The sequence below is a fragment of the Arenimonas sp. genome (genome assembly GCF_019459675.1).
Lineage (GTDB): Bacteria > Pseudomonadota > Gammaproteobacteria > Xanthomonadales > Xanthomonadaceae > Arenimonas.
Genome location: NZ_JAIBFH010000147.1, coordinates 1 through 21,747, shown reverse-complemented (window position 1 = coordinate 21,747; position 21,747 = coordinate 1). Strand labels below are relative to the sequence as shown.

Here is a 21,747-nt window from a genome sequence, read left to right as displayed (position 1 = left end):
CCCCCCCCCGGGGGGGGCCCACGGGACGGGTCGTGAAGTGCCGTTGCGCCCGGCATTGCCCTGGCGCGGATTCCTGATCGACTGCCTGTTGGTTGTCGTGCTGTTGATTGGCCTCACGCTGCTGCTGGTGGTGCCGATCGTGATGCTGCATACGGGCAGTGCGGTTGGCGCCGCCGCCCGCCCTTCGCCCGAGGACGCCATGGCCGCGGCCATGCCCGCCATCACAGCGGCGGCCATCGTTGCGATGCTGGTGACGGCCGTGCTGGTGTGGTGGCTGCGCGGTCGCCCGCTGGTCGGGTCGCTTGCGCGAATGGCTTCGACGCCGGCCTATGGCCTGGCCATCACTGCCGGCCTCGTCATCCAGTTGGGCGCGCAATCGTGGGCCTGGCTGTTGGCGCAATCCGGGGCCGGCATCCAGCCCAGCAACGCGCAGCCGGTCACCGCCCTGCTTGCCACCGCGCCCTGGATGGCCTGGCTGCTGGTGGTAGTCGTGGGTCCCTTCGCCGAGGAGCTGCTGATGCGCCACGTGCTGTTGCGCCGCTTCGCCGTGGCCGGTCACGGCGCGGTAGGCCTGGTGCTGACTTCGCTGGTGTTCGCGCTGCTGCACGAGCCGGCGCCCACCGGCGCCGGCGTTACCGCCTGGCTCGGCGGCCTCGCCCTGTATGCCGGGATGGGCGCTGCCTTCGGCTGGGTATACCTGCGCACGGGCCGCTTCCGGGCAACGTTCCTGGCGCATGCGGCCTGCAACGCGGCCGCCCTGGTCGTGGCCGCGTACTCGACTTCCTGAGTCCGGGGTTACACTGGCGCTTAGCCGGCCGGGGAGCGGACCGGCGACCACGGCAACACGACCAGGATTTTCATGAGCAAACGCCACCTATACCTGCTGGCCTTCTCCATCATCGCCGTCGCGTTTGTCGCGATGTACTACAAGTGGAGCGTGCTGAAGTTCCCGCTGCAGCCCGACGCCAAAGTGCAGGTGTGGACCGTCCAGGCACACGTGGAATACCAGCCGCGCACCGGCGCCAACACCGTCACCCTGCAGCTGCCGTCGGCCGTGCCGGGCTTCACGGTGCTCGATGAACGCTTCGTGGCCCGCAATTATTCCAAGCTTGAAGAGACCGGCGAAGGTGGCCGCGAAGTGCAGTGGGCCATCCGCCGCGCACTTGGCGAGCAGGACCTGTACTACCGCGCCACCATCGTGCGCGCCGACGAAACCCAGCCGCTGCCCGAGGAGGAACTCGAGCCGGTGATCCTCGAGCCTGCCGTGCTGGAGGAGCCCTACGCCACCGCCGCGCAGACGCTGCTCGACCAGGTGCGCGACCGGTCATCCAACACCATCACTTTTGCCCGGGAGCTGCTGGGTCGCCTGAGCGAAGCCTCGCCCAGCGAAGAAGTCGCGCTGCTGCGCGAACGCTACGGCGAAGACGACGTTGCCCGCAGCAACTTCATCGTGCAGCTGCTGGCCAACCGCAATATCCCGGCCCGCGTGGTCTACGGCATCCGCCTGACCGAGCTCGAACGCGACCCCGATTCGCGCATGCAGTCGTGGTTGATCGTCCACAACGGCCTGGGCTGGACCATGATCGATCCGCGCACGGCGGCCGAAGGCAAGCCCAGCGACCTGTTCGAGTGGAGCCGCAGCGGCAAGCCGCTGATGGTGATCGACGGCAGTCCGGCGTCGGCGCTGATGTTCAGCGTGCGCAGCAACCTTGCCGACGCCATGGCCACCGCCGAGCGTCGCCTGGAAGTGCAGGACGCCAACCTGGTGCGCTATTCGCTGCTCAGCCTGCCGCTGCAGGCGCAGGAAACCTACCGCGTGCTTCTGATGGTGCCGATCGGCGCCTTCATCATGCTGCTGCTGCGCAACCTGGTCGGCGTGAAAACCTACGGCACCTTCATGCCGGTGCTGATCGCGCTGGCGTTCCGTGAAACCGCGCTGGTGGCGGGCATCACGCTGTTCGTGCTGGTGGTGGGCTTCGGCCTGCTGGTGCGGTTCTACCTGGAGCGATTGCGCCTGCTGCTGGTGCCGCGCCTGACGGCGATCCTGATCCTGGTGGTGCTGCTGATGGCGGCGGTCAGCGTGCTGTCCAACCGCCTGGGGCTGGAAGTGGGCCTGTCGGTGGCGCTGTTCCCGATGGTGATCATGGCGATGACCATCGAGCGCATGTCGGTAGCCTGGGACGAGCGTGGTGCCGGCACGGCCATCCGTGAAGGCGTGGGCACCCTGGTGGTCGCGGCGCTGGCCTACCTAGTCATGAGCTGGCAGCCGCTGGAACACCTGGTGTTCGTGTACCCGGAGGTGCTGCTGGTGCTGTTTGCGATGGCGCTGCTGCTGGGCCGCTACTCGGGCTACCGCCTCAACGAGCTGCTGCGCTTCCGTGCGCTGGCGCGCGAGCCCGATCCGATCGTGCCGCCGCCTGCCGCCGATGACGCCACCAGTGACGCCACCAGCCAGTCCAAGGCCTGAAGCATGGGCCTGTTCAATCCTTTCCGCGTCGCCAAGCGCCTGCGCCAGATCGGGCTGATGGGCATCGGCCAGCGCAACGCGCACTACGTGCTGATGCACAACCCGCGCAAGTTCTATCCGCGCGTGGACGACAAGCTTCTGACCAAGAAGCTGGCGCTGCAGGCGGGCCTTCCGGTGCCCGACCTGTATGCCGTGGTGCGCGAAGAGCACGAGATCGCCGAGCTGCACGAGATCCTCAAGTGCCGGGAAAGCTTCGTCGTGAAGCCCGCGCATGGCTCGGGCGGCGACGGCATCCTGGTCATCTCCGGCCGGCGCGGCGACAAGTATCGGCGCGCCAACGGCTCGCTGATGAACCGCGAGGAGTTCGAACACCATCTGTCCAACGGGCTGTCGGGCCTGTTCTCGCTGGGCGGCCAGCCCGACCACTTGATCGTTGAATACTGCGTGCAGTTTGATCCGATCTTCGACAACGTCAGCTACAAGGGCGTACCCGACATCCGCATCATCGTGTTCCTGGGCTATCCGGTGATGGCCATGATCCGCCTGCCCACCCGGCTGTCCGACGGCAAGGCCAACCTGCACCAGGGCGCCATCGGCGTCGGCATCGACCTCCCCACCGGCAAGACCAAGCGCGGCGTGTGGGGCACCGAAATCATCCGCGAACACCCGGACACCGAGCACAGCATCGTCGGCCTGGCCATCCCGCACTGGACCGACCTGCTGCAGATGTCGTCGCGCTGCTACGAGCTGTCGGGCCTGGGCTACGTGGGCGTTGATTTCGTGCTCGACCGCGACAAGGGCCCGCTGATCCTCGAACTCAACGCGCGCCCAGGGCTGGCCATCCAGATGGCCAACGGCAACGGTCTGGAGGGCCGCTTGAACAAGGTGGAGGCCTTGCGCGACAGCGGGCAGCTTTCCAAAGATCCCGCCGAGCGCGTGGCTTTCGCGATCGCGAACTTTCCCACCACCGGCTGAATGCGGACGGCCGATTAACGCGGATTTAAGAACCGCAGGCCAGCAACCGGTCAAGCTCGGGCCAAGAGAACATATACGGGGGCGAATGGTCAAAACGGCCAAACGCTTGAGCAAATGCTCCATTCCCCGTTACCCTTGCGGACCCAAAGCCGAAGTCAGCGCGGCGACCAGGAGTTTCAATCATGAAGGCAACCCATTCGCTCAAGCTCGCTTCGTTGGTGCTGCTGGCATTTTGCGTAGCCACGCCCGACGCCCTCGCGCAGCGCAACCGCAGCGGCGACAAGAAGGAAGAGCGCGAAGTCCGGTACCCGGACGCAACCCGCGACGATCCCGACGGCTCGTTCTCCCAGCGCCTGGCCAAGCCGATCAGCCGCATGCAGAAAGCCTACGAGGCCGACGGCGAAGAAGAGCAGGTGATCGCCGCGGCCGAAGAGATCTTCGTCAATGAGAAGGCCCAGCCCTACGATCGCGCCATGGCCGCGCTGCTCGCCGGCACGGCTGCCATTGGCCTGGACGATGACGCGCGTGCCGCCACCTACCTCACCCGCGCGATCGACGAGAACGCGCTGTCCAACGACAACCACTACACCGCCATGCTCAGCCTGGCGTCGGTGTATATCAATTCCGACGACTTCGCCAAGGCCGATCCCCTGATCGCCCGGGTCATCGCCGAAACCAAGACCACCGACCCGCAGGTCTATGCCCTGCAGGGCGCCAGCTTCTACAACAACGACAAGTTCGCCGAGGCCATCCCGGCGCTCAAGCGCGCGATTGAACTCAAGCCCGATGCGCCGGACGACCAGTGGCTGCAGATGCTGCTGGCCTGCTACGCCGAGACCGACGACAACGCTGCCGCCATCGCCCTGGGCGAACAGATGCAGCGCAAGAGCCCCGACGACAAGCGCGCCCTGATGATGCTGGCCGGCATCTACAGCAATGCCGACCAGATCGACAAGGCGGCTGCGCTGCTCGACACCGCCCGCCAGAAGGGCATGCTCAGCGAAGCCAGCGACTACCAGCGCCTGGTCAGCATGTACTTCGGCATGGACCGGGAAAAGGACGCCGCCGCCATCCTGGAAGAGGGCATGGCCAAGGGCATCATGCCGGCCGACGGCAAGAACTACGCCACCCTGGCCCAGGCCCACTACTTCAGCGACAACATCCCCGCGGCCATTGCCGCCGCCCAGAAGGCGGCGCCGCTGGCTACCGACGGCGAGCCCGGCCTGTTCCTCGCCCAGATCCTGGGCCAGGAAGACCGCAACGCCGAGGCGAAAGCGGCCGCGCAGCAGGCGCTGGCCAAGGGCCTGAAGAACCCCGGCAACGCCTGGATGGCGATCGCACGGGCAGAGTACTATTCAGACAACATCGCGGGGGCCCAGGCGGCCTACCGTGAAGCGGCCAAAGACCCCAGCACCAAAACCGAGGCCCAGAAGGCCTTGGCGCAGATTTCACGCTGATTGGTTGGTAAACCAGAAACCTTCGTATAAGCTAATAAGTTCCCGCCGGTCCTGGCGGGTCACGGCTTAATGCCGACCGACCGAGAGCTCGAGCCGCCACACGCATGACGGACAAGAATTACTACTACGACAACCCACCCCAGCGCATCAGCTGGGCTCGCATCGGCGGCAACGCTTTTGCGATTGCCCTGCATGCGGTGGCCTTCATGGTGATGATGGTGCCGGTGGCTTCCCCGGACGTGGCGGACAAGGCTGAAGAAGTGACCCAGGTCAGCTTCATCGAGCCGCCGCCGCCGCCCCCGCCGCCGCCGCCGCCGCCGCCGGAGCCGCCCAAGGTGGTCCAGAAGATCATCGAGCAGCCCAAGCCGACGCCGGTCCCGCCGCCTCCGGAAGAGCCGCCGGTGGTGTTCGACGACCCGAGCCCGATCGACATCGAGGCCCCGCCGCCGGCTCCGCCGTCGCCGCCGGCCCCGCCGTCCGACTTTGCGCCGGCCGAGGATATCAGCGGTCGCGCCCTGAACCAGCCGCGCTACCCGGCCAAGGAACTGCGTGAGGGCGTGGGCGGCACGGTGATGCTCCGCGTCACCATCGATGCCGCCGGCAACGTGCTCAACGTGGTCGTCGACAAGTCCAGCCGCAACCGCAACCTCGACCGCGCGGCCATGGATGCCGCACGCCGCTGGAAGTTCAACGCCGGCATGCGCAATGGCGTCAAGGTGGGTGGCGACGTACTCGTCCCCGTCAAGTTCACTCCTCCGTAATCACTGATCCGCCGACATTCCCGTAACGGTCAATCACAAAGAAAGGCACTCTTATGCTGCAGGAACTCCTCCTTACCGCCGCGGCCGCTGTCGGCGGCGCTGCCAACAACGCCGAAGCCCTGTCGAAGATGGGCTTCTCCCACATGATGGCCGAGCTGTTCCGTGACCCCACGGAATTCTTCGTCCAGTGGGTCGTCCTGATCATGCTGGTCGTGATGTCGTTCGGCTCGTGGTGGTACACGGTCGTCAACGCGATCAAGAACGCGGTTGTCTCCAAGCGCGCCGACAGCGTCGTGCGCACGTTCTGGGAAACCCCGAACGCGCAGGACGCCATCCGCTTCATGGAAGAACAGCCGGCGAACGAGCCGTTCTCGAAAATCGCGCTCGACTGCGCCCAGGCCGCTGCGCACCACCAGCGCAATGAGGGCAGCCGCCTGGTCGACGCCCTGAACCGCTCGGAGTTCATCGACCGCGCCCTGCGCCAGGCCGTGACCCGCGAGAGCGCCAAGCTCGAGAACGGCATGACCTGGCTGGCCACCGTCGGCGCCACCGCGCCCTTCGTCGGCCTGCTCGGCACGGTCTGGGGCATCTACGGCGCCCTGATCCGCATCGGTGCGACCGGCCAGGCCTCCATCGACGCGGTTGCCGGCCCGGTGGGCGAGGCGCTGATCATGACCGCCGTCGGCCTGTTCGTGGCCATCCCGGCCGTGCTTGCGTACAACGCCTTCAACCGCGCCAACCGCAACACCTACGCCAAGTTCGACACCTTCGCGCACGACCTGCACGACTTCTTCGCGACCGGTTCGCGCGTCGGCGACATGCCGGCCAAGCGCTGAGTCACGCAGTCTAACCAGGAGTCGCATCCATGGCCTTTTCAAGCAATTCGTCCGGCGGTGGTGGCCCGATGGCCGACATCAACGTCACGCCCCTCGTGGACGTGATGTTGGTGCTGCTGATCATCTTCATGATCACCGCACCGCTGATGTCGCATAAGGTCAAGGTCGACCTGCCGCAGGCCACGCTCTCGGAAAAGCCGGAAATCGACCAACCGCCCATCACCCTCGCGGTGACGGCGGGCGGAAAGATCTACTGGAACGACGAGGAAGTGAACCCTGACATGCTCGACGCACGCCTGGCCGTCCTGGCCCAGCGCACGCCGCAGCCGCAGGTGGACGTGCGCGCCGACAACATCACCCGGTATCAGGTCATCGCCGACGTGGTGAAGAAGGTTCGCCTGGCCGGCATCCGCAAGGTGGGCTTCGTGTCCACCCCCGAGCGCTGAGGAGAAACCCGCATGGCATTCACCTCTTCTTCCGGCGCTGGCCCGATGGCCGACATCAACGTGACGCCCCTCGTGGACGTCATGCTGGTGCTGCTGATCATCTTCATGGTCACCGCCCCCGCCCTGTCCTACCAGATCCAGGTCGACCTGCCGCAGCGGACCACGAATCCGCCGCCGCAGCCGAAGGATCCGCCCGAGCCGATCCGCCTGCGGATCGAGGCGGGCGGCACCGTCACCTGGAACAACTCGCCGATTCCGATCTCGGTGCTCCAGTCGTCGCTGGAGGTCGAAGCCCAGCGCACGATCCAGCCGACCCTGGAAATCGAGACCGATCCCGACGCTCAGTACGAAATGCTGGCCAAGGTCCTTTCCCGGGCCAAGAACTCCGGCATGGCAAAGATTGCTTTCGTGGATCCCGGCCAGTAAAGCCAGGTTTCCCGCACCCTGCAGCAGCGCCGCCTTCGGGCGGCGTTTTTTTTGCTTGCCTGTTCCGGCGTCGCGGGCGTAGAACGAAAGGGCCCCTCACCGGAAAGGAGATGCGCCATGGCCTTCACTGCCACGCGGGACGCTTCGGACACGATGTCGGAAATGAACATCACGCCCCTGGTGGACGTCATGTTGGTGCTGCTGGTGATCTTCATGGTGACCGCGCCGCTGATGGATTCGCGCATCGGCATGGGGCTGTCGCAATCCAGCCCGCTGCAACCCCGGCCACTGGTTGAGCGCAACCTCACCGTGGACCCAGGCGACCTGTTCCGCCTGGACGGGGTTGCGATGACCCCGGCTGCACTGCAACAGGCTTTGGCGCAATGGCAGCGCCAGCAGCCCGACGGTGTCCTGAAACTGGCCGTCAGCGGTGACGCCGACTACCAATCCGCCGCTACCGCCATGGCAACGGCCCGGCGCGCGGGGATCGAAAACATCGGTCTGATTGAGCCCTGAAGCGGAGCCCGGCCCCACGCGCCGTCGGGCCTCACTGCCCGGCGGCGTCCGCGATGATCGCCCGATAGGCGCGAACGGTAGGCGCCAGCCCCTCATGCAGCGCTTCGCTGAAGAGCGCGTGGCCAATGGACACTTCCAACACGCCCGGCACGCCGCGCAGGAAATCACCCAGGTTGCCCTGGCTCAGGTCGTGGCCGGCGTTGACGCCCAGGCCCAGCGCCGCCGCTTCGCGCGCCGTGCCGGCGCACAGCGCCAGCGCCCGGCCGGCGTCGCCAGCGGCGTGCGCCTCGGCATAGGGGCCGGTGTACAGCTCAATCCGATCCACGCCCATGCCCGCGGCCAGCGCCAGACCCTGCGCGCCGGCATCCATGAACAGCGACACCCGCACGCCCAGCGCCTTGAGCTGGGCCACCAGCGGGCGAAGACGATCCGCGTCCCGCGACAGGTCGAAGCCGTGGTCGGAGGTCAGCTGCCCGTCGCCGTCGGGCACCAGCGTGGCCTGGTCGGGCCGGACGGCGGCCACCAGTGCGATGAACCCCGGATAGCCGGGCCGGGGTGGGGCAAACGGATTGCCCTCGAGGTTGTACTCCACCCGGCCGGCCACCACGCGGGCCAGGGCCAGCACGTCATCGGGACGGATATGGCGCTGGTCGGGCCGGGGATGCACGGTGATGCCGCCGGCACCGGCCGCAATCGCCGCTTCCGCCGCCGCCACCACGCTGGGCTCCGAGCCGCCGCGCGAGTTGCGCAAAACGGCCACTTTGTTGACGTTGACGCTGAGCACGGTCATCGGTCCAGATTAACCGCTGGCCCGGTCGCCGGAAAGCCCATCCTGGCGCGTTCCGGGCTTGCCTTTGATGGATAATCCGCCGATGCGCTCCACTCCTCCGCTGCTGGCCTTCCTCCTGGCGCTGACCTGCCTGTTGCCGGCGGCTGCCGCGGCAACGGCCATCCCCGGCGAACCCATGCTCCGGCACTTCAGCGCCGAGGACACCAAGGCCACGCCCACCCACCTGGCCATCACCACCGGGGTCAATGGCGAGATGTACGTGGGCAACGTCGAAGGCGTGCTGCGTCATGACGGCGTGGACTGGACCCTGACCCAACTGCCGGGGCGGTCCGCGGCGCGCTCGCTGGACACCGGTGCCGACAAGCAGGTGTACGTGGGCGGCTACGACACCTTCGGCCGCCTGGTGCGCAATGGTGACGGTGACCTGGCCTACGAAGAGTTGCTTACCCGCGCTGGACTGCGCGCAAACCAGGGCTTTGTCGGCATCGTCTGGGAAACCATCGCCACCGATACCGGCGTGTATTTCCGCGCGGAAAAGTCACTGCACTTCCTGCCCTACGACACGGGCGAAGCCAAGCAGTGGCCGCTGGAAGAGAACGTGCGCAGCTTCTATCGGGTCGCGGGCCAGCTTTATGTCCGTGTCGAGGGTCGGGGCCTATGCCGCTTCGAGGATGGCAAATACGTCCTGGTACCCGGCGGCGAAACGTTCGCCAACCGGATGCTGATCGGCGTTCTGGACCAGGGCGATTCGCTTTTGCTCGTGAGTCGCGACGGCTTGTACCGCAGTGACGCCAACGGCATCGAGCCGGCGCCGGGGGCGGCCAGCGACCTGCTCAAGGGCAAGCGCAGCTACGTCGTACAGGCGCTGGCGGACAAGAGTTTCGTGGTGGGTACGCTGGATGGCGAGCTGATACGCGTCAGCCAGGACCTGCAGCTGCGCGACCAGATCCAGCTCGGCCCCTTCGGCATTCAGGCCATGGGTCTGGATCGCGAGGGCGGGCTGTGGGTCGCCAGCGACGGCGACCTGGTTCGCGTCTCCCTGCCCTCGCCGTGGACCGCCGTCGGCCAGGCCCAGGGCGTGCTGGGAACACCGATCGATTTTGAATGGCACGACGGTTACCTGTGGATTGCGTCCACCAGCGGCATCTCGCGCATGACCGCCGCCGCCGACGGCACGCTCACCAACGCCCTGATGCCGTGGACCGAATTCGAAGGCCATGCGCTGCTGTCCACCGACGCCGGACTGTTGGTGGGGCAGCGCGAGGGACTGCGGGTGCTCGATCCGGGCGCATCCCAGCCGCGCTCGCTCTATACCCACCGCGAGGGCGGCGTTTACACCATCGAAGCCTCGGACCACGTCGAGGGCCTCGTGTATGCCATGGGCGCCACCGAACTGCTGCTGGTTCGCAAGGTGGGCCAGCGCTGGCAGCTGCAGGCCGCGCTGCCGCTGGACAAGATAAGCACCTTCGGCATGGAAGAGTCCGCCCCCGGCGTGCTTTGGCTCGGCGACAGCCGCGGCCCACTCCAGCGCTGGCAGCTGGACCTGGACACCGGCAAGGTGGTCGAGCGCGAAGTGTTCAACGACGCCCGCGGCCTGGCCGTGGACCCGCGGGCGGGCACCAGCGTGTACCAGCTCGATGGTCGGATCCACGCGGTCAGCGGGGCAGCCGGGTTCGTGCTGGAGGGTGATCGCTTCGTGGCGGATGTCGCGCCGCCTTTCACCCTGGTGGATCGCCCATTCGAACTGTCGGTGGAACAAACCCCGTTGGGCGACTACGCCTACACGTCGCGCCAGCTGTGGCACCGGGCGAAGAAAGACGGCGAGTGGCAGCCGCTCTATCCCGGCGAACAGCGCGCCGCTGGCTATTCCTACTTGCGCTACGGCAGCGACGGCGTGCTGCGCGTGTCCACCTGGAACGGCATCCTGCAGTACAACCCGGGCGAGACCGCGGCACAGCCACAGCCGCTGCTGCTTTCAATGGAAAGCGTGAAGGCACGCAGCCCCGAAGGCAACACGCTGCGGCTACCCAACACCAGCGGCACCGGGGCGGTGCAGGTACCGCCGGGCCACAGCCTGAACCTTCGCTTCGCCATGGTCAGCATGGAAAGCGGCGCGGAGTTCCGCTACATCCTCCATGGCGTGACGCCTGACTGGAGCAGCTGGACCGACCGCGACCTGTTCGTTCGCGCACTGCCCCCTGGCGACTACGTCCTGGAGGTCGAGGCGCGCACGCGCAACGGCCGCCAGGCGCCGGCCATCCGCTATCACTTCCGGGTCGAGCCTCGCTGGTACGAACAGTGGTGGATGATGGCGTTGCTGCTGCTGGCGTTGGCCAGCCTGGCCGTTGCCATCACGCTGTGGGCGGTGCGTCGGCGCACCGAACGCTTCCTGGCCGCCAATCGCCGACTCGAGGCGCGTATTGCCGAGCGCACGCGCGAACTCGAAGAGGTCAACAAGAAACTGGCCGAGCTGGTGACCGAAGACGCGCTGACCGGAGTGTCCAACCGCCGCGCGCTCGAGAACGGTTTGCGCCGGGAATGGTACCGCTGCCTCGACCAGCGCCGGCCGCTGTCGGTGCTGATGATCGACGTGGACAACTTCAAGGCCTACAACGACGCGCACGGACACCTGGAAGGCGACGTGCAGCTGCGTGGCATTGCCCAGCGCCTGCACCAGCAGCACGACCCGCAGCGCGAGCTGCTGGCGCGCTACGGCGGTGAGGAGTTCGCCCTGCTGATGCCCGGTGTGCACCAGGTCGAGGCGACGCGTCGGGCGGAAAGCATCCGCGCTGCGATCGCCTCCAGCGACGCCGGCATGACGGTGAGCATCGGCGTGGCCGGCTTCGTGCCGGAACTGCAGGCCGAGCCCGAATCCCTGCTGCGCAGCGCCGATGCCGCGCTTTATGCCGCCAAGCGCGCCGGCCGCAACCGGGTGGAAACCGATGCCGGCTGAGCGCAGGAGCGCAGCGGCACCCCGGCCGGTGAAAACTTGCCCGGTCTGCGGCCGCGACTTCCAATGGCGCAAGAAGTGGGAGCGCGACTGGCCCCAGGTGGTCTATTGCTCGGATGCCTGCCGGCGGGGCACCCCGCGCTGAAGCCGGCGCTGGGCCAGGCGCGCCTGGTCCGCGCCTTGATCGCCAGCCAGGCCATCAACAGCGCTCAGGATTCGCCGCGGTGTTCACCGGGCGCGGCCTGGCCGGACGTGGAAAGCTTGCGCGCCTCGGCCTGCTCGCGCAGGCGCTTGAGTTCGTCGCCGCTCATGATGTAGCTGACGTCGCGTGACTTGCTGGAGATGCGCGACGACACCCAGCCCAGGATCCAGGCCAGCATGAAGCCCAGCGCGCCGGCCAGGAACACCAGCACGCCAAACGTGGGCATGGTGCGGACCATGGCCAGGGCCAGGCAGGCCAACGATGCCAAGAGATAGATCCAGTGCATGGGACACCTCGTGTTTTGCCGGAGTTTAGCCCAAGCCGGGACGGCTGCGGCGATGCCCCGCCAGCCTAGAGCAAAGGTGACAGCAGGCGGGCACAGGCCTCGCCCAGCCGGCGGGAAAACGCTGCCGCCGGTCGGTCGGACTTCACTTCCCGGCTGTGGCGCAGGTCCTCTTCCAGCACGGCCTCCACCGAGCTGGCCATCGTGCGGCCGTGCATGAGCAGGCTCAGTTCGAAGTTCAGCCGGAAGCTGCGATGGTCGAAATTGGCGCTGCCGATCAGGGACAGGTCCTCGTCCACCAGCAGCGCCTTGGTGTGCAGCATGCGAGGGCCGTACTCGAACACGCGCACGCCCGCCGCCAACAGGTGGTCGTAGTAGGAGCGCGCGGCGGCGGAAACCACCCGCGAGTCGGAGCGCGCCGGAACGATCACCCGCACGTCCAGACCGCGCAGCGCGGCGGACGTCAGCGCCATGCGCGCCGCTTCACCGGGCACGAAGTAGGGTGTCACCAGCCATACCCGGCGGTTGGCCTGGTGGATGGCCTCCACCTGCACCCGGTGGATGGCTTCCCACGGCGAGTCCGGACCGGCGGGCAGCACCTGGGCCATCACGTCCCCGGCCGGGAGGTCGGGCCAGAACTTGTCGTCCCGCAGCGCCTTGCCCGTGGCGTAGTGCCAGTCTTCCAGGAAGGCCATCTGCAGCCAGCGCACCACCTCGCCCTCCAGCCGCAGGTGCAGGTCGCGGAAGGCATCGCTTTGCAGGTGGTCGTTCTCGTCGTCGGTGATGTTGATACCGCCGGTGAATCCGATCCGCCCGTCCACCACCACCACCTTGCGGTGGTTGCGCAGGTTCATGCGTGGCCGCCACAGCCAGCGCAGCCGCACCGGGTGGAACCAGGCAATCTCCACCCCGGCCGCCACCATCGGCGCCAGGAAGCCGCGGTTGAGCCGGCTTGAGCCGATGGCGTCCAGCAGCACCCGCACCCGCACGCCGCGCCCCGCGGCGGCCACCAGCGCATCGCGCACCTGTGTCCCGGTGCGGTCGGGCTCGAAGATGTAGTACTCCACGTGCAGGTGGGCCGTGGCGCCAGCGATGGCCTTGATCAGCGCGTCGTAGGTTTCGCCGCCGCCCACCAGCAGGTCCAGGCGTGCGGCGCTGCTGGGTGGGAAGCCCGTGGCCGAACGGCCGAGGCGGGCAATGGTGGTGCAATCGTCGCTGGACTTGAGACTGGAAGGCGGCGTGTCGTCCAGGCTCGCGCGTGAGCGCGAACGGCGCAGCTGCTGCCGCTTGATCCGCTGCGGCCCCAGGAAATGGTAGATCACCAGGCCCAGCACCGGCAGCAGCGCCAGCGACAGCAGCCAGCTCAGCGTGGCAATGGGTTCGCGCTTCTGCAGCACGATCCAGCCGGCCAGCACCACCAGGTAGGCGATCCAGATGCCCGTGACCCAGGGCATCAGCTGTGGCCAGAAATCAGGGAACGACATGGCGGCTCCGTGGATGGCCTCATGCGTCGAGGCAGGCCTGCGCCATTGTGCCGCACGCGGGGCGCAATTCCCCGCCGGCGGGTTTCAGCGCGCGGCGAACAGCGTCTCGGCGCGCTGGAACAGGATCCAGCTGGTGGCAATGTACTTGTCGCCGCCCTCGGGGCGATTGCCGCGGTGGGTGTGGGTGTACGCCGCCGGCGCGATCAGCAGGCTGCCGGCGCGCGGCGTGATCTTGCGGTGCTGGTGGAAGAATTCGGTTTCGCCGGCCTCGAAGCCGTCGTTGAGGTAAATCGTCCACAGCACGTGCCGGTGCAGCGTCTCGGCGGTCGGGTCGCGCGGGAAGAGTTCGCAGTGCCAGTACGGGTAACCGCCCTGTCCCGCGGTGTAGCGCTGCAGGTTGATGGCGCCCGGGCGCAGTACCGTGCGCACCAGGCCCGACAGCGCCGCGTCGTCCATGGCCTGGAAGTCCTGCGCGGCGATGCGCCGCGGCTTGCCGTCGGCGTCGTTGACCTGCAGCATCAGCGGCGCGATCAGCGCGTACGGGTACTTGCGCAGGTAGGCCAGCAGGCCCTTGAACACGGCGTTGTTGAGTGCGTTCTCGGCCTCGCGCCACTCGGGCTGGCCGCCGAGCTGGATGTCGCGGCTGTCCTTGAGTTCGGGCAGTACGCCGCCGCCCACCTTGCCCGGCACCGCCGCGCCGCTGGCTTCGAACGCCGCCACCAGCTGTGCGCAGGTTTCCCGCGACAGCGCGGCGTCGTAGACCTCGATGAAGTCCGCGTCGGCCTGGTTCACCCGTTCGATTCCGCGTTGGCGTGGTGGCGCACGGCCTCGGCCACCTCGTTGCGCGAGCCCAGCATCACCGGCACGCGCTGGTGCAGGCCGGTGGGCTGCACGTCCAGCATGCGCTGATGGCCCGTGCTGGCGGCACCGCCGGCCTGTTCCACGATGAAGCTCATGGGGTTGGCCTCGTACATCAGCCGCAGCTTGCCGCCCTGGGCGCGGCACTTGGCGTCCATGGGGTAAAAGAACACGCCGCCGCGGGTCAGGATGCGATGTACGTCGGCCACCATGCTGGCCACCCAGCGCATGTTGAAGTCCTTGCCGCGCGGCCCTTCCTTGCCGGCCAGCAGTTCGCCGACATAGGCCTGCATGGCCGGCTCCCAGTGGCGCTGGTTGGACATGTTGATGGCGAATTCTTTCGTGTCCGGCGGGATCTGCATGTCGCGCGCGGTCATCACGAAGCTGCCCACCTCCCGATCCAGCGTGAAGGCGTGCGTGCCGTGCCCGACCGTCAGCACCAGCATCGTGCTGGGTCCGTAGGTGGTGTAGCCGGCGCAGACCTGGGCGGTGCCGGGCTGCAGGAAATGTTCGTCGCCCGGCGCCGCCACGTCGTCGGGGCAGCGCAGCACCGAGAAAATGGTGCCGACGGAAATGTTCACGTCAATGTTGGAGCTGCCGTCCAGCGGGTCGAACAGCAGCAGGTAGTTGCCGCGCTGGAACGCGTCGGGGATCGGCTGGCTGTGCTCCATTTCTTCCGACGCCAGGCCGGCGAGGTGGCCGCCCCAGGCGTTGGCCTCGAGCAGGATGTCGTTGCTGAGCACGTCCAGCTTCTTCTGCGCCTCGCCCTGGATGTTCATGCTCTGCTGGCCCGGGCTGCCGGCGTCGCCCAGCACGCCGCCCAGCGCGCCCTTGCCCACGGCGATGGAAATGGTCTTGCAGGCGCGCGCCACCACCTCGATCAGCAGCCGGAGGTCGGCATTGATGCGGCCGGCATGCTGTTCCTGGATCAGGTAGCGGGTGAGCGAGATCGGCTTCATGGCGGGACCGGGCAGCGACTGAAGCTGGCATTGTCCGGGCTGGCGCCGGCCATGCAAGCGCGTGTCAGAATCCGGACATGCCCGCCTTCGACCTCGACACTGTCAAAGCCCTGGCCACCGCCATCGGCGTGGGCCTGCTGGTGGGCGCCGTGCGCGAGCGGCGCAAGGCCGATGCGGTGATCGTGGCCGGCCTGCGCACCCATGGCCTGGCGGCCATGGCCGGCGCGGTGTCGCTGTGGATCGACCCGATGGCGTTTGCGGTCACCGTGGCCCTGATGGGCGTCTTCGTGGCCTTGAGCTATCGCCAGACCCGCGACAGCGACCCCGGGCTTACCAGCGAGATCGCCCTGGTGGCGATCTGCCTGCTGGGCGGCCTGGCCATGCGCGCCCCGCCGCTGGCAGCCGGGTTGGGCGTGGTGATGGCCGTGCTGCTCTATGCCAAGCAGCCCCTGCACCGCCTGGCGCGCGACCTGATGAGCGAACGCGAAGTGCATGACGGCCTGGTGCTGCTGGCCTCGGCGCTGGTGGTGCTGCCGTTGATCCCGGACCGCACGCTCGGGCCCTTCGACGTCTTCAACCCGTCGGTGCTGTGGACCCTGGTGGTGCTGGTGATGGCGATCAGCGCGCTGGGCCACGTGGCGCTGCGCGTGGTGGGCAACCGGCGCGGGCTGGCGATCGCGGGCTTCTTCGCCGGCTACGTGTCGTCCACGGCGGCGGTGGCCGGCTTCGGCCAGCGCGTGCGCGAATCGCCGGCGCTGCTGCGGCCCGCCGTGGGCGCGGCCATCCTGGCCAACCTGGCGTCGCTGAGCCTGTTCGTGCCGATCCTGCTGGCGGTGTCGCCGGGGCTGCTTGAGCAGCTGTGGCTCGAACTGGCCGCGGTGGCGATCGTCCTGGCGGGCGGCGGCCTGCTGGGGATGCGCGGCAACGATGCCGATTCGGTGCCGCCGCCCACGGCTGAAACCCGGATGTTCCAGTTCCGCCATGCGCTGGTGTTTGCGGTGGTGATCGCCGCGGTGCTGTTTCTTTCCGCCGCGCTCAACGCCTGGGTGGGTCCGCGCGGCGCGATGGCGGTGGCCGTGGTGGCGGCGCTGGGCGAACTGCATGCCGCGGTGGCCACGGTCGGCAACCTCTACAAGACCGGCGTGCTGTCGGCGGACGAGGCGCGCCTGGGCTTGATTGGCCTGCTGGTCGCCAGCGGCCTGGCCAAGACCGGCGTGGCCTGGGTCAGCGGGGGTCGCCCCTACGCGCTGGGGGTAGGCGCCGGCCTGGCGGCGTCGGTGCTGGCGGCTGCGGTTGTGCTGGTCCTCATTTGAAACCCGGAGGTTTCCCCATGCGCCAAGCCTGGTTGATCGTGCTGTTGCTGGCCGGCTGTTCGCCGGCTCCTGCGCCTGCTCCGGCGCCGGAGGTCGCGCCCGTACCCGAGGCCGCGCCCGAGGAGGACGCGGCGGTGGCCGCCGGCCTGGTGGCGCCCACGCCGGCCGAAGTCAGCGGCCCGCTGCCCGCGCGTCTTACTGGCCGCATCACTTACCCGTCCGAAGAACTGCCGGTGATGCGCGTGTGCGCCGTGGACAGCACCGATCCGGGCACGGCCGTCTGCTTTCGCACGGTCGCCGGCCAGGCGACCTACCTGCTGGATGTGCCGGCCGGCGCCTGGTGGCTGCTGGCCTGGCCGCAGGACACCGGCACCGAAGGCGATCCCGGCCTGCTGAGCGCGGCCAGCGCCTGCCTGGCCAGTGGCGCCACGGGCTGCGACGACCACGCGCTGCAGCTCGTGCAGGTGCAGGCTGGCGACGTGCGCGACGGGCTGGACATCAACGACTGGTACTACGACCGGGGCGAGTTCCCGCCGCCGATGCCGCCGCGTGATCCCGACGACGGCTCGCAGTGAGCCCCGGCCCCGCGCTCAGATGATGCGCAGGGTGATCGCCTTGAGCACGGCGCGGGTGCGGTCGCGCGTGCCCAGCTTGTCCAGGATGTCGGACACGTAGTTCTTCACGGTGCCCTCGGACAGGAACACGGCCTTGGCGATTTCGCGGTTGGAATAGCCGCCGGCCAGCAGCCGCAGGATCGACACTTCGCGCTCGCTGAAGGTGTCGGTGGGCGCGGTCTGGTCACGGTAGGCGTAGCGCGCACGCACCGGGTCGGTGGGCACCGGCGCGAGCAGGGTTTCGCCAGCGGCGACCCGGGTGATGGCTTCCAGCAGGTCTTCGGGCGACGCGTCCTTGAGCAGGAATCCCTGGGCGCCGGCTTCGGCCGCGCGCAGCGGCAGCGCGCCGTCGTCGAACGTGGTGAGCAGCACCACCGGGGTGGCGTCGCCGCGTTCGCGAAGCGCGCGCAACAGGCCGAAGCCGTCCAGGCCCGGCATGCGGATGTCGGACAGCACCACGTCCACCGGCGTGTCGGCCAACGCGTCCAGAAGGGCCTGGCCGTCGCCGGCCTCCACCGCCACCACCAGCGTGTCGAAGCCCGACAGCAGCGCCTTCAGGCCGCTGCGCACCAGGGCCTGGTCGTCGGCCAGCGCGAGCCGCAGCGGCGGTTTTCCCGACGCGCTCAAGCGGCCACCGGCAGCCAGGCCTGCAGGTGCACGCCGCCGGTTTCGGTGCGGCCGATGTCCAGGCCGCCGCCGATCGCCTCCAGCCGCTCGCGCATGCCGCTCAGGCCGTTGCCGGCGCGCACCGCGCCGCTGCCGCGGCCGTCGTCGCGGATGTCCAGCCGCAGCGCGTCGCCCTCCCGGCGCAGCACCACCCACAGCGTGTGTGCCTGGGAGTGCTTCACCGCATTGGTCAGGCCCTCCTGCACCGCGCGCAGCACCGCCTCGGCCTGGGCCACGGTAGCCACGCGCGCATCCTCGGCGATCTCCAGCTCCAGGTGCGGCCGCGGGAACGGCCGCGCCAGTGTGGTGATGGCGGCGGCGAGGTCCAGGCCGTCGTCCAGGCGCATTTGCTGCACCACGCCGCGGATGTCGGCCAGCAGTTCGTCGGCCAGGCGCGCGCACAGCGCCACGCGTTCGTCGCCGGTGAAGCGCGGGTCGCGCGCCAGCGCGGCCAGGTTGATCTTCAGCGCGGTGAGCTTGTGTCCGGCCACGTCGTGCAGTTCGCGCGACAGCCGCAGGCGCTCGGAATCGCGCGCGCTTTCTGCCAGCAGCGTGCGCGTGGCCAGCAGGTCGGCGTTGGTGGCGGCCAGCTCGTCGCGCGTGCGCTCGGCGTTGAAGGCGAACCAGGCGGTGAGCGCGGCGAAACCCTGGAAGCTCATGTGCATCAGCGTGGAGATCATCGGCGAGCGCAGCTGCCAGACCTCGCGGTAGACGAAGTACACGGCGACGTTCATCGCCACGATCAACAGCACCGACGTGCGCACGCTGAACACGCGCACCAGCTGCACCACGCACAGGATGAGCAGGATCGGCAGCGACGTGTAGCGCACCAGCATCATCAGCCCGAACGTCAGCGCCACCTGCGCCAGCACCATCGCCCGCGCGCCGGGTCCGGCCTGCCGGCCCGACGTCACGGCCATGAACAGCGCCAGGAACAGCAGGTGCAGCGAGGCCACGACGGCCAGCGGCACGCCCGTTTCGGCGGGGTCGTGCGAGAGCTGCATCTCGTAGCCGATGGCGCCCCAGGCCAGGTAGCCGGCGAAGTTGAGCGGGGACAGCAGGGTCTTGAGTCGTTCGTTCATGGCCGCAGCTTGGGCCGCGCCCGCGAAGCACTCAAGCCCGCCGCGCAAGAAAGTGACTTCCGGCACCGTGCGGCGATGACCGCCGGCACCTGATCGGCCGCCCCGGCATGGCAACACTGTGGCCACACCCGAGGACACCGCCATGACCCTGCACACCCTGAGTTACTTCGTCCACGTCGGCCTGGGCATCCTGGCCCTGACCACCTTCTGGACCTCGGGCCTGAGCCGCAAGGGCAGCCCGGTACACCGCGCCTCGGGCAAGCTCTACCTGCTGGCGATGACGGGCCTGCTGCTGGCCGCCGTGCCGCTGACGGCGACGCTGGGCGCGCGCAACCCGGTGGCGGGCGGCTTCCTGGCCTACCTGGTCGTGATCACCACCACGTCGGTGTGGACCAGCTGGCGCGCGGTGAAGGACAAGAAGGACTGGGCGCGCTTCACCGGGCCCGTGTATCGCGTGCTGATGGTGGCCAACCTGCTGAGCGGCCTGGCGATCGCCTACGTGGGCCTGTTCGTCACCAACCAGATGCAGGTCATCTTCGTGGCGTTCTCCAGCATCGGCATCATCGGCGCGGTGAACATGTGGCGCTTCTCGCGCCGCGAGCCCGCCGACGCGCGCTGGCCGCTGCGCCAGCACCTGGGCGCGATGCTGGGCAACGGTGTCGCCACCCACATCGCGTTCCTCACCATCGGCCTGCCCAAGGTGCTGCCGTTCCTGGCCGGCTCGAGCCTGCTCAACCTGTCCTGGCTGGCGCCGCTGGTGGTGGCCACGCTGGCCGGCATTTACCTCACCCGCAAATACCTGCCCAAGCGTCGTCCGGCGGTCGCGGCGGGGAGTCCCGTGGTGGGTTAGGCGTCGGCGCCTTCGGGCCAGCCTTCTCCGGTGCCGCGCTGGAACACGGTGTCGGTGCCCTGCACCGAGCCGGCCGGGAAGCTTTCCTGTGCGGCCAGGCGCTCGTAGATCGGGGTGAAGTCGGGCAGCGTTGCGTCCATCAGCTGTTCGTAGCTGTCGATGACGAAGTAGGTCTTCTGGAAGCTGTCGATGCGGTAGCGCGTGCGCATGATGCGCTCGAGGTCGAAGCCGATGCGGTTGGGCGAGGCCGATTCGAGGCAGTGGATCGATTCGCCCTTGGATGACACGATGCCGCTGCCGTAGATGCGCAGGCCGTCGGGCTGGCGGATCAGGCCGAACTCCACCGTGTACCAGTACAGGCGCGTGAGGTTCACCAGCGCTTCCGGGCCGATGGCATGGGCCTTGACGCCACCGCGGCCGTAGGCGGCCATGTAGTCGGCGAACACCGGGTTCATCAGCAGCGGCACGTGGCCGAACAGGTCGTGGAACAGGTCGGGTTCGGCCAGGTAGTCGAGCTGTTCGCGCTTGCGGATCCACCACGTCACCGGGAAGCGGCGGTTGGCGAGGTGTTCGAAGAAAGTGAGTTCGGGCAGCAGGCCCTCGACGCCGATCAGTTCCCAGCCGGTGGCCTGTTTGAGCACGGGGTTGAGGTCGGTAAACCGGGGGATTTGGTCGGGCGTCATGCCCATCGCCTGTTGCTGGTGCAGGAACTCGTCGCTGGCCCGGCCCACCAGGATCTGCCGCTGGCGTTCAAACAGCGTGGCCCAGACGGCGTGGTCCTCGGGGGTGTAGCTGTCCCAGGGCTGGTCCACCACGTCGGTGGTGTAGACCGGCACGTAGCCTTTGTCGGTCATCTGGTGTTCGACGCGCTTGGGCTGGTTCATCGGGACGGCCTCTTGGTCAGGCATCAGTCTAGCGGCGGGGACGCGCAAGGAGTTTGCGTTGTTGTGCAGTTTGGGGCTTGGGGCGCAACATAATTGCGTGAAAAAACGCAACGGAGCCGTGAATGGACGCCAATCGCCTGGACCGCACCGATCTATCCCTGCTTGCCATCCTGCAGCGGGAGGGCCGCATCAGCAACGCCGAGCTGGCCGAACGGGTCAGCCTGTCGGCTTCGGCCTGCCTGCGCCGCGTGCAGCGCCTTGAACAGCAGGGCGTGCTGGCCGGCTATGCCGCGCTGATCGATCCTGCCCGGGTTGGCCTGGGCCTGCAGGCGTTCGTGCGCGTGCAGCTGGCGCGCCACGACACCGACGCCATCGCCGAATTCACCGAACGGGTGGCGGCCTGGGACGAAGTGGTTGCCTGCCACGCCCTCACCGGCGACATGGACTACCTGTTGCACGTGGCGGTGCAGGACCTCGCGCACTTCTCTCGCTTCCTGCTCGACCACCTGCTCAACGCCACCGGCGTCGCCGACGTCAACTCCAGCTTCGTCCTGCGCACCGTCAAGCAATCCCGCGCCCTCCCCCTCCGCCACCTGGCGGGCTAGAACCTGGCCCCGTTCTAGCGGGTGAGTTTTTCGACCAGGTGGCGGACGCGGGGGGCGAGCACGAGGATCAGCGGGAAGGCGATGGGCCAGGCCACCGCGAAGCCCTTGCCCCAGGCCATGAAATAGCCGGCGCCCACGCCGCGGTTAACCGCGGTGATGATGCCTGACATGATGGCCGCCATCTGCAGCGACATCAGGAAGGCGAACAGCACGCCCGCGTGCCGCGGCGGGACGCGCAGCCTCACGGCGCCGCTTCGCCGAACTTGGTGCCGAAGAAGTCGCCTTCCTTCCACGCCGGGCGGCCCTGGGGGGTGGCCACCCCG

24 protein-coding genes are annotated in these 21,747 nt (G+C 68.3%); 15 read left to right on the top strand and 9 right to left on the bottom strand.

Going from position 1 to position 21,747, the window contains the following annotated elements; all coding sequences use genetic code 11:
• The 9 genes from K0M70_RS05385 to K0M70_RS05345 form a co-directional block, all read left to right on the top strand.
• Positions 1-787: CPBP family intramembrane glutamic endopeptidase (locus tag K0M70_RS05385; RefSeq protein WP_290780303.1), on the top strand; the 787-nt coding region annotated here is incomplete at its 5' end.
• Positions 788-859: 72 nt separating this feature from the next.
• Entirely contained in the window at positions 860-2,467 is a 1,608-nt protein-coding gene (locus tag K0M70_RS05380; protein WP_290780300.1) for an inactive transglutaminase family protein, read from the top strand.
• A 3-nt stretch (positions 2,468-2,470) separates the two neighbouring features.
• Positions 2,471-3,442: an alpha-L-glutamate ligase-like protein gene (locus K0M70_RS05375; protein ID WP_290780297.1), complete on the top strand. Its 972-nt coding sequence runs from the start codon at positions 2,471-2,473 to the stop codon at positions 3,440-3,442.
• Between the two features lie 182 nt (positions 3,443-3,624).
• Positions 3,625-4,899 (top strand): tetratricopeptide repeat protein, encoded by a 1,275-nt coding sequence (locus K0M70_RS05370; RefSeq protein ID WP_290780294.1) that lies wholly within the window; start codon positions 3,625-3,627, stop codon positions 4,897-4,899.
• 104 nt (positions 4,900-5,003) lie between these two features.
• The gene (locus tag K0M70_RS05365; protein ID WP_290780291.1) at positions 5,004-5,660 is read left to right on the top strand and encodes an energy transducer TonB; all 657 of its coding nucleotides are present in this window, start codon (positions 5,004-5,006) and stop codon (positions 5,658-5,660) included.
• A gap of 53 nt (positions 5,661-5,713) precedes the next feature.
• Positions 5,714-6,496: a MotA/TolQ/ExbB proton channel family protein gene (locus tag K0M70_RS05360; RefSeq protein ID WP_290780288.1), complete on the top strand. Its 783-nt coding sequence runs from the start codon at positions 5,714-5,716 to the stop codon at positions 6,494-6,496.
• Positions 6,497-6,525: 29 nt separating this feature from the next.
• Entirely contained in the window at positions 6,526-6,942 is a 417-nt protein-coding gene (locus tag K0M70_RS05355; protein WP_290780285.1) for a biopolymer transporter ExbD, read from the top strand.
• A gap of 12 nt (positions 6,943-6,954) precedes the next feature.
• A complete protein-coding gene (locus K0M70_RS05350; RefSeq protein ID WP_290780282.1) occupies positions 6,955-7,368 on the top strand; it encodes a biopolymer transporter ExbD in 414 nt (137 codons plus the stop codon).
• 117 nt (positions 7,369-7,485) lie between these two features.
• Entirely contained in the window at positions 7,486-7,884 is a 399-nt protein-coding gene (locus K0M70_RS05345; protein WP_343211192.1) for a biopolymer transporter ExbD, read from the top strand.
• A gap of 31 nt (positions 7,885-7,915) precedes the next feature.
• Here the strand turns inward: K0M70_RS05345 and K0M70_RS05340 are convergent, their stop codons facing one another.
• Positions 7,916-8,674, bottom strand: a complete 759-nt coding sequence (locus K0M70_RS05340; protein WP_290780277.1) for a pyridoxine 5'-phosphate synthase — start codon at positions 8,672-8,674, stop codon at positions 7,916-7,918.
• Positions 8,675-8,756: 82 nt separating this feature from the next.
• Between K0M70_RS05340 and K0M70_RS05335 the strand changes: the two genes are divergently transcribed.
• Positions 8,757-11,627 carry a diguanylate cyclase gene (locus tag K0M70_RS05335; protein ID WP_290780274.1) on the top strand — a complete coding sequence of 957 codons (2,871 nt, stop codon included), beginning with the start codon at positions 8,757-8,759 and terminating at the stop codon, positions 11,625-11,627.
• Positions 11,617-11,769: a DUF2256 domain-containing protein gene (locus K0M70_RS05330; RefSeq protein WP_290780271.1), complete on the top strand. Its 153-nt coding sequence runs from the start codon at positions 11,617-11,619 to the stop codon at positions 11,767-11,769. Before K0M70_RS05335 ends, K0M70_RS05330 begins: the two co-directional genes overlap by 11 nt.
• Before the next feature lie 64 nt (positions 11,770-11,833).
• Here K0M70_RS05330 and K0M70_RS05325 read toward each other — a convergent pair whose 3' ends face one another.
• From K0M70_RS05325 to K0M70_RS05310, 4 genes are all read right to left on the bottom strand, one after another.
• Positions 11,834-12,112, bottom strand: a complete 279-nt coding sequence (locus K0M70_RS05325) for a hypothetical protein (RefSeq protein ID WP_290780269.1) — start codon at positions 12,110-12,112, stop codon at positions 11,834-11,836.
• A 65-nt stretch (positions 12,113-12,177) separates the two neighbouring features.
• Positions 12,178-13,593, bottom strand: coding sequence for a cardiolipin synthase (cls, locus tag K0M70_RS05320; protein ID WP_290780266.1), 1,416 nt, complete (start codon positions 13,591-13,593; stop codon positions 12,178-12,180).
• Positions 13,594-13,677: 84 nt separating this feature from the next.
• Entirely contained in the window at positions 13,678-14,385 is a 708-nt protein-coding gene (locus tag K0M70_RS05315) for a 2OG-Fe(II) oxygenase (RefSeq protein WP_290780263.1), read from the bottom strand.
• On the bottom strand, positions 14,382-15,410 hold the full coding sequence (locus K0M70_RS05310; RefSeq protein WP_290780260.1) for a class 1 fructose-bisphosphatase: 1,029 nt from the start codon (positions 15,408-15,410) through the stop codon (positions 14,382-14,384). The genes K0M70_RS05315 and K0M70_RS05310 overlap by 4 nt, the downstream gene beginning before the upstream one ends.
• A 77-nt stretch (positions 15,411-15,487) precedes the next feature.
• Here K0M70_RS05310 and K0M70_RS05305 point away from each other — a divergent pair, with 77 nt between their 5' ends.
• Both K0M70_RS05305 and K0M70_RS05300 read left to right on the top strand, forming a co-directional pair.
• Entirely contained in the window at positions 15,488-16,723 is a 1,236-nt protein-coding gene (locus K0M70_RS05305; protein ID WP_290780255.1) for a DUF4010 domain-containing protein, read from the top strand.
• 17 nt (positions 16,724-16,740) lie between these two features.
• Positions 16,741-17,298, top strand: coding sequence for a hypothetical protein (locus K0M70_RS05300; protein ID WP_290780252.1), 558 nt, complete (start codon positions 16,741-16,743; stop codon positions 17,296-17,298).
• A 15-nt stretch (positions 17,299-17,313) separates the two neighbouring features.
• Here the strand turns inward: K0M70_RS05300 and K0M70_RS05295 are convergent, their stop codons facing one another.
• Positions 17,314-17,964, bottom strand: a complete 651-nt coding sequence (locus K0M70_RS05295; protein WP_290780250.1) for a response regulator transcription factor — start codon at positions 17,962-17,964, stop codon at positions 17,314-17,316.
• Complete coding sequence (locus tag K0M70_RS05290; RefSeq protein ID WP_290780248.1) at positions 17,961-19,085, bottom strand: sensor histidine kinase; 1,125 nt, start codon at positions 19,083-19,085, stop codon at positions 17,961-17,963. The genes K0M70_RS05295 and K0M70_RS05290 overlap by 4 nt, the downstream gene beginning before the upstream one ends.
• A gap of 142 nt (positions 19,086-19,227) precedes the next feature.
• On the opposite strand from K0M70_RS05290, the gene K0M70_RS05285 reads away from it, so the two are divergent.
• The gene (locus K0M70_RS05285; RefSeq protein WP_290780246.1) at positions 19,228-19,935 is read left to right on the top strand and encodes a hypothetical protein; all 708 of its coding nucleotides are present in this window, start codon (positions 19,228-19,230) and stop codon (positions 19,933-19,935) included.
• Here the strand turns inward: K0M70_RS05285 and phhA are convergent.
• The gene (gene phhA / locus K0M70_RS05280; RefSeq protein WP_290780306.1) at positions 19,932-20,819 is read right to left on the bottom strand and encodes a phenylalanine 4-monooxygenase; all 888 of its coding nucleotides are present in this window, start codon (positions 20,817-20,819) and stop codon (positions 19,932-19,934) included. The two genes, K0M70_RS05285 and phhA, sit on opposite strands and share 4 nt — an antisense overlap.
• Before the next feature lie 122 nt (positions 20,820-20,941).
• Between phhA and K0M70_RS05275 the strand changes: the two genes are divergently transcribed.
• On the top strand, positions 20,942-21,424 hold the full coding sequence (locus K0M70_RS05275) for an Lrp/AsnC family transcriptional regulator (protein ID WP_290780243.1): 483 nt from the start codon (positions 20,942-20,944) through the stop codon (positions 21,422-21,424).
• Between the two features lie 14 nt (positions 21,425-21,438).
• On the opposite strand, the gene K0M70_RS05270 is transcribed toward K0M70_RS05275, so the two are convergent.
• Positions 21,439-21,669, bottom strand: coding sequence for a DUF2798 domain-containing protein (locus K0M70_RS05270; RefSeq protein WP_290780239.1), 231 nt, complete (start codon positions 21,667-21,669; stop codon positions 21,439-21,441).
• Positions 21,670-21,747 lie beyond the last annotated feature (78 nt).

Bases quoted from the DNA above. Each gene is read 5' to 3' on its own strand.
- K0M70_RS05330 (WP_290780271.1), top strand. From the start codon at position 11,617: ATGCCGGCTGAGCGCAGGAGCGCAGCGGCACCCCGGCCGGTGAAAACT.
- K0M70_RS05355 (WP_290780285.1), top strand. From the start codon at position 6,526: ATGGCCTTTTCAAGCAATTCGTCCGGCGGTGGTGGCCCGATGGCCGAC.
- K0M70_RS05375 (WP_290780297.1), top strand. From the start codon at position 2,471: ATGGGCCTGTTCAATCCTTTCCGCGTCGCCAAGCGCCTGCGCCAGATC.
- K0M70_RS05285 (WP_290780246.1), top strand. From the start codon at position 19,228: ATGACCCTGCACACCCTGAGTTACTTCGTCCACGTCGGCCTGGGCATC.
- K0M70_RS05335 (WP_290780274.1), top strand. From the start codon at position 8,757: ATGCGCTCCACTCCTCCGCTGCTGGCCTTCCTCCTGGCGCTGACCTGC.
- K0M70_RS05380 (WP_290780300.1), top strand. From the start codon at position 860: ATGAGCAAACGCCACCTATACCTGCTGGCCTTCTCCATCATCGCCGTC.
- cls (WP_290780266.1), bottom strand. From the start codon at position 13,593: ATGTCGTTCCCTGATTTCTGGCCACAGCTGATGCCCTGGGTCACGGGC.
- K0M70_RS05300 (WP_290780252.1), top strand. From the start codon at position 16,741: ATGCGCCAAGCCTGGTTGATCGTGCTGTTGCTGGCCGGCTGTTCGCCG.
- K0M70_RS05310 (WP_290780260.1), bottom strand. From the start codon at position 15,410: ATGAAGCCGATCTCGCTCACCCGCTACCTGATCCAGGAACAGCATGCC.
- K0M70_RS05345 (WP_343211192.1), top strand. From the start codon at position 7,486: ATGGCCTTCACTGCCACGCGGGACGCTTCGGACACGATGTCGGAAATG.
- K0M70_RS05340 (WP_290780277.1), bottom strand. From the start codon at position 8,674: ATGACCGTGCTCAGCGTCAACGTCAACAAAGTGGCCGTTTTGCGCAAC.
- K0M70_RS05290 (WP_290780248.1), bottom strand. From the start codon at position 19,085: ATGAACGAACGACTCAAGACCCTGCTGTCCCCGCTCAACTTCGCCGGC.
- K0M70_RS05350 (WP_290780282.1), top strand. From the start codon at position 6,955: ATGGCATTCACCTCTTCTTCCGGCGCTGGCCCGATGGCCGACATCAAC.
- K0M70_RS05325 (WP_290780269.1), bottom strand. From the start codon at position 12,112: ATGCACTGGATCTATCTCTTGGCATCGTTGGCCTGCCTGGCCCTGGCC.
- K0M70_RS05305 (WP_290780255.1), top strand. From the start codon at position 15,488: ATGCCCGCCTTCGACCTCGACACTGTCAAAGCCCTGGCCACCGCCATC.
- phhA (WP_290780306.1), bottom strand. From the start codon at position 20,819: ATGAACCAGCCCAAGCGCGTCGAACACCAGATGACCGACAAAGGCTAC.
- K0M70_RS05275 (WP_290780243.1), top strand. From the start codon at position 20,942: ATGGACGCCAATCGCCTGGACCGCACCGATCTATCCCTGCTTGCCATC.
- K0M70_RS05365 (WP_290780291.1), top strand. From the start codon at position 5,004: ATGACGGACAAGAATTACTACTACGACAACCCACCCCAGCGCATCAGC.
- K0M70_RS05370 (WP_290780294.1), top strand. From the start codon at position 3,625: ATGAAGGCAACCCATTCGCTCAAGCTCGCTTCGTTGGTGCTGCTGGCA.
- K0M70_RS05360 (WP_290780288.1), top strand. From the start codon at position 5,714: ATGCTGCAGGAACTCCTCCTTACCGCCGCGGCCGCTGTCGGCGGCGCT.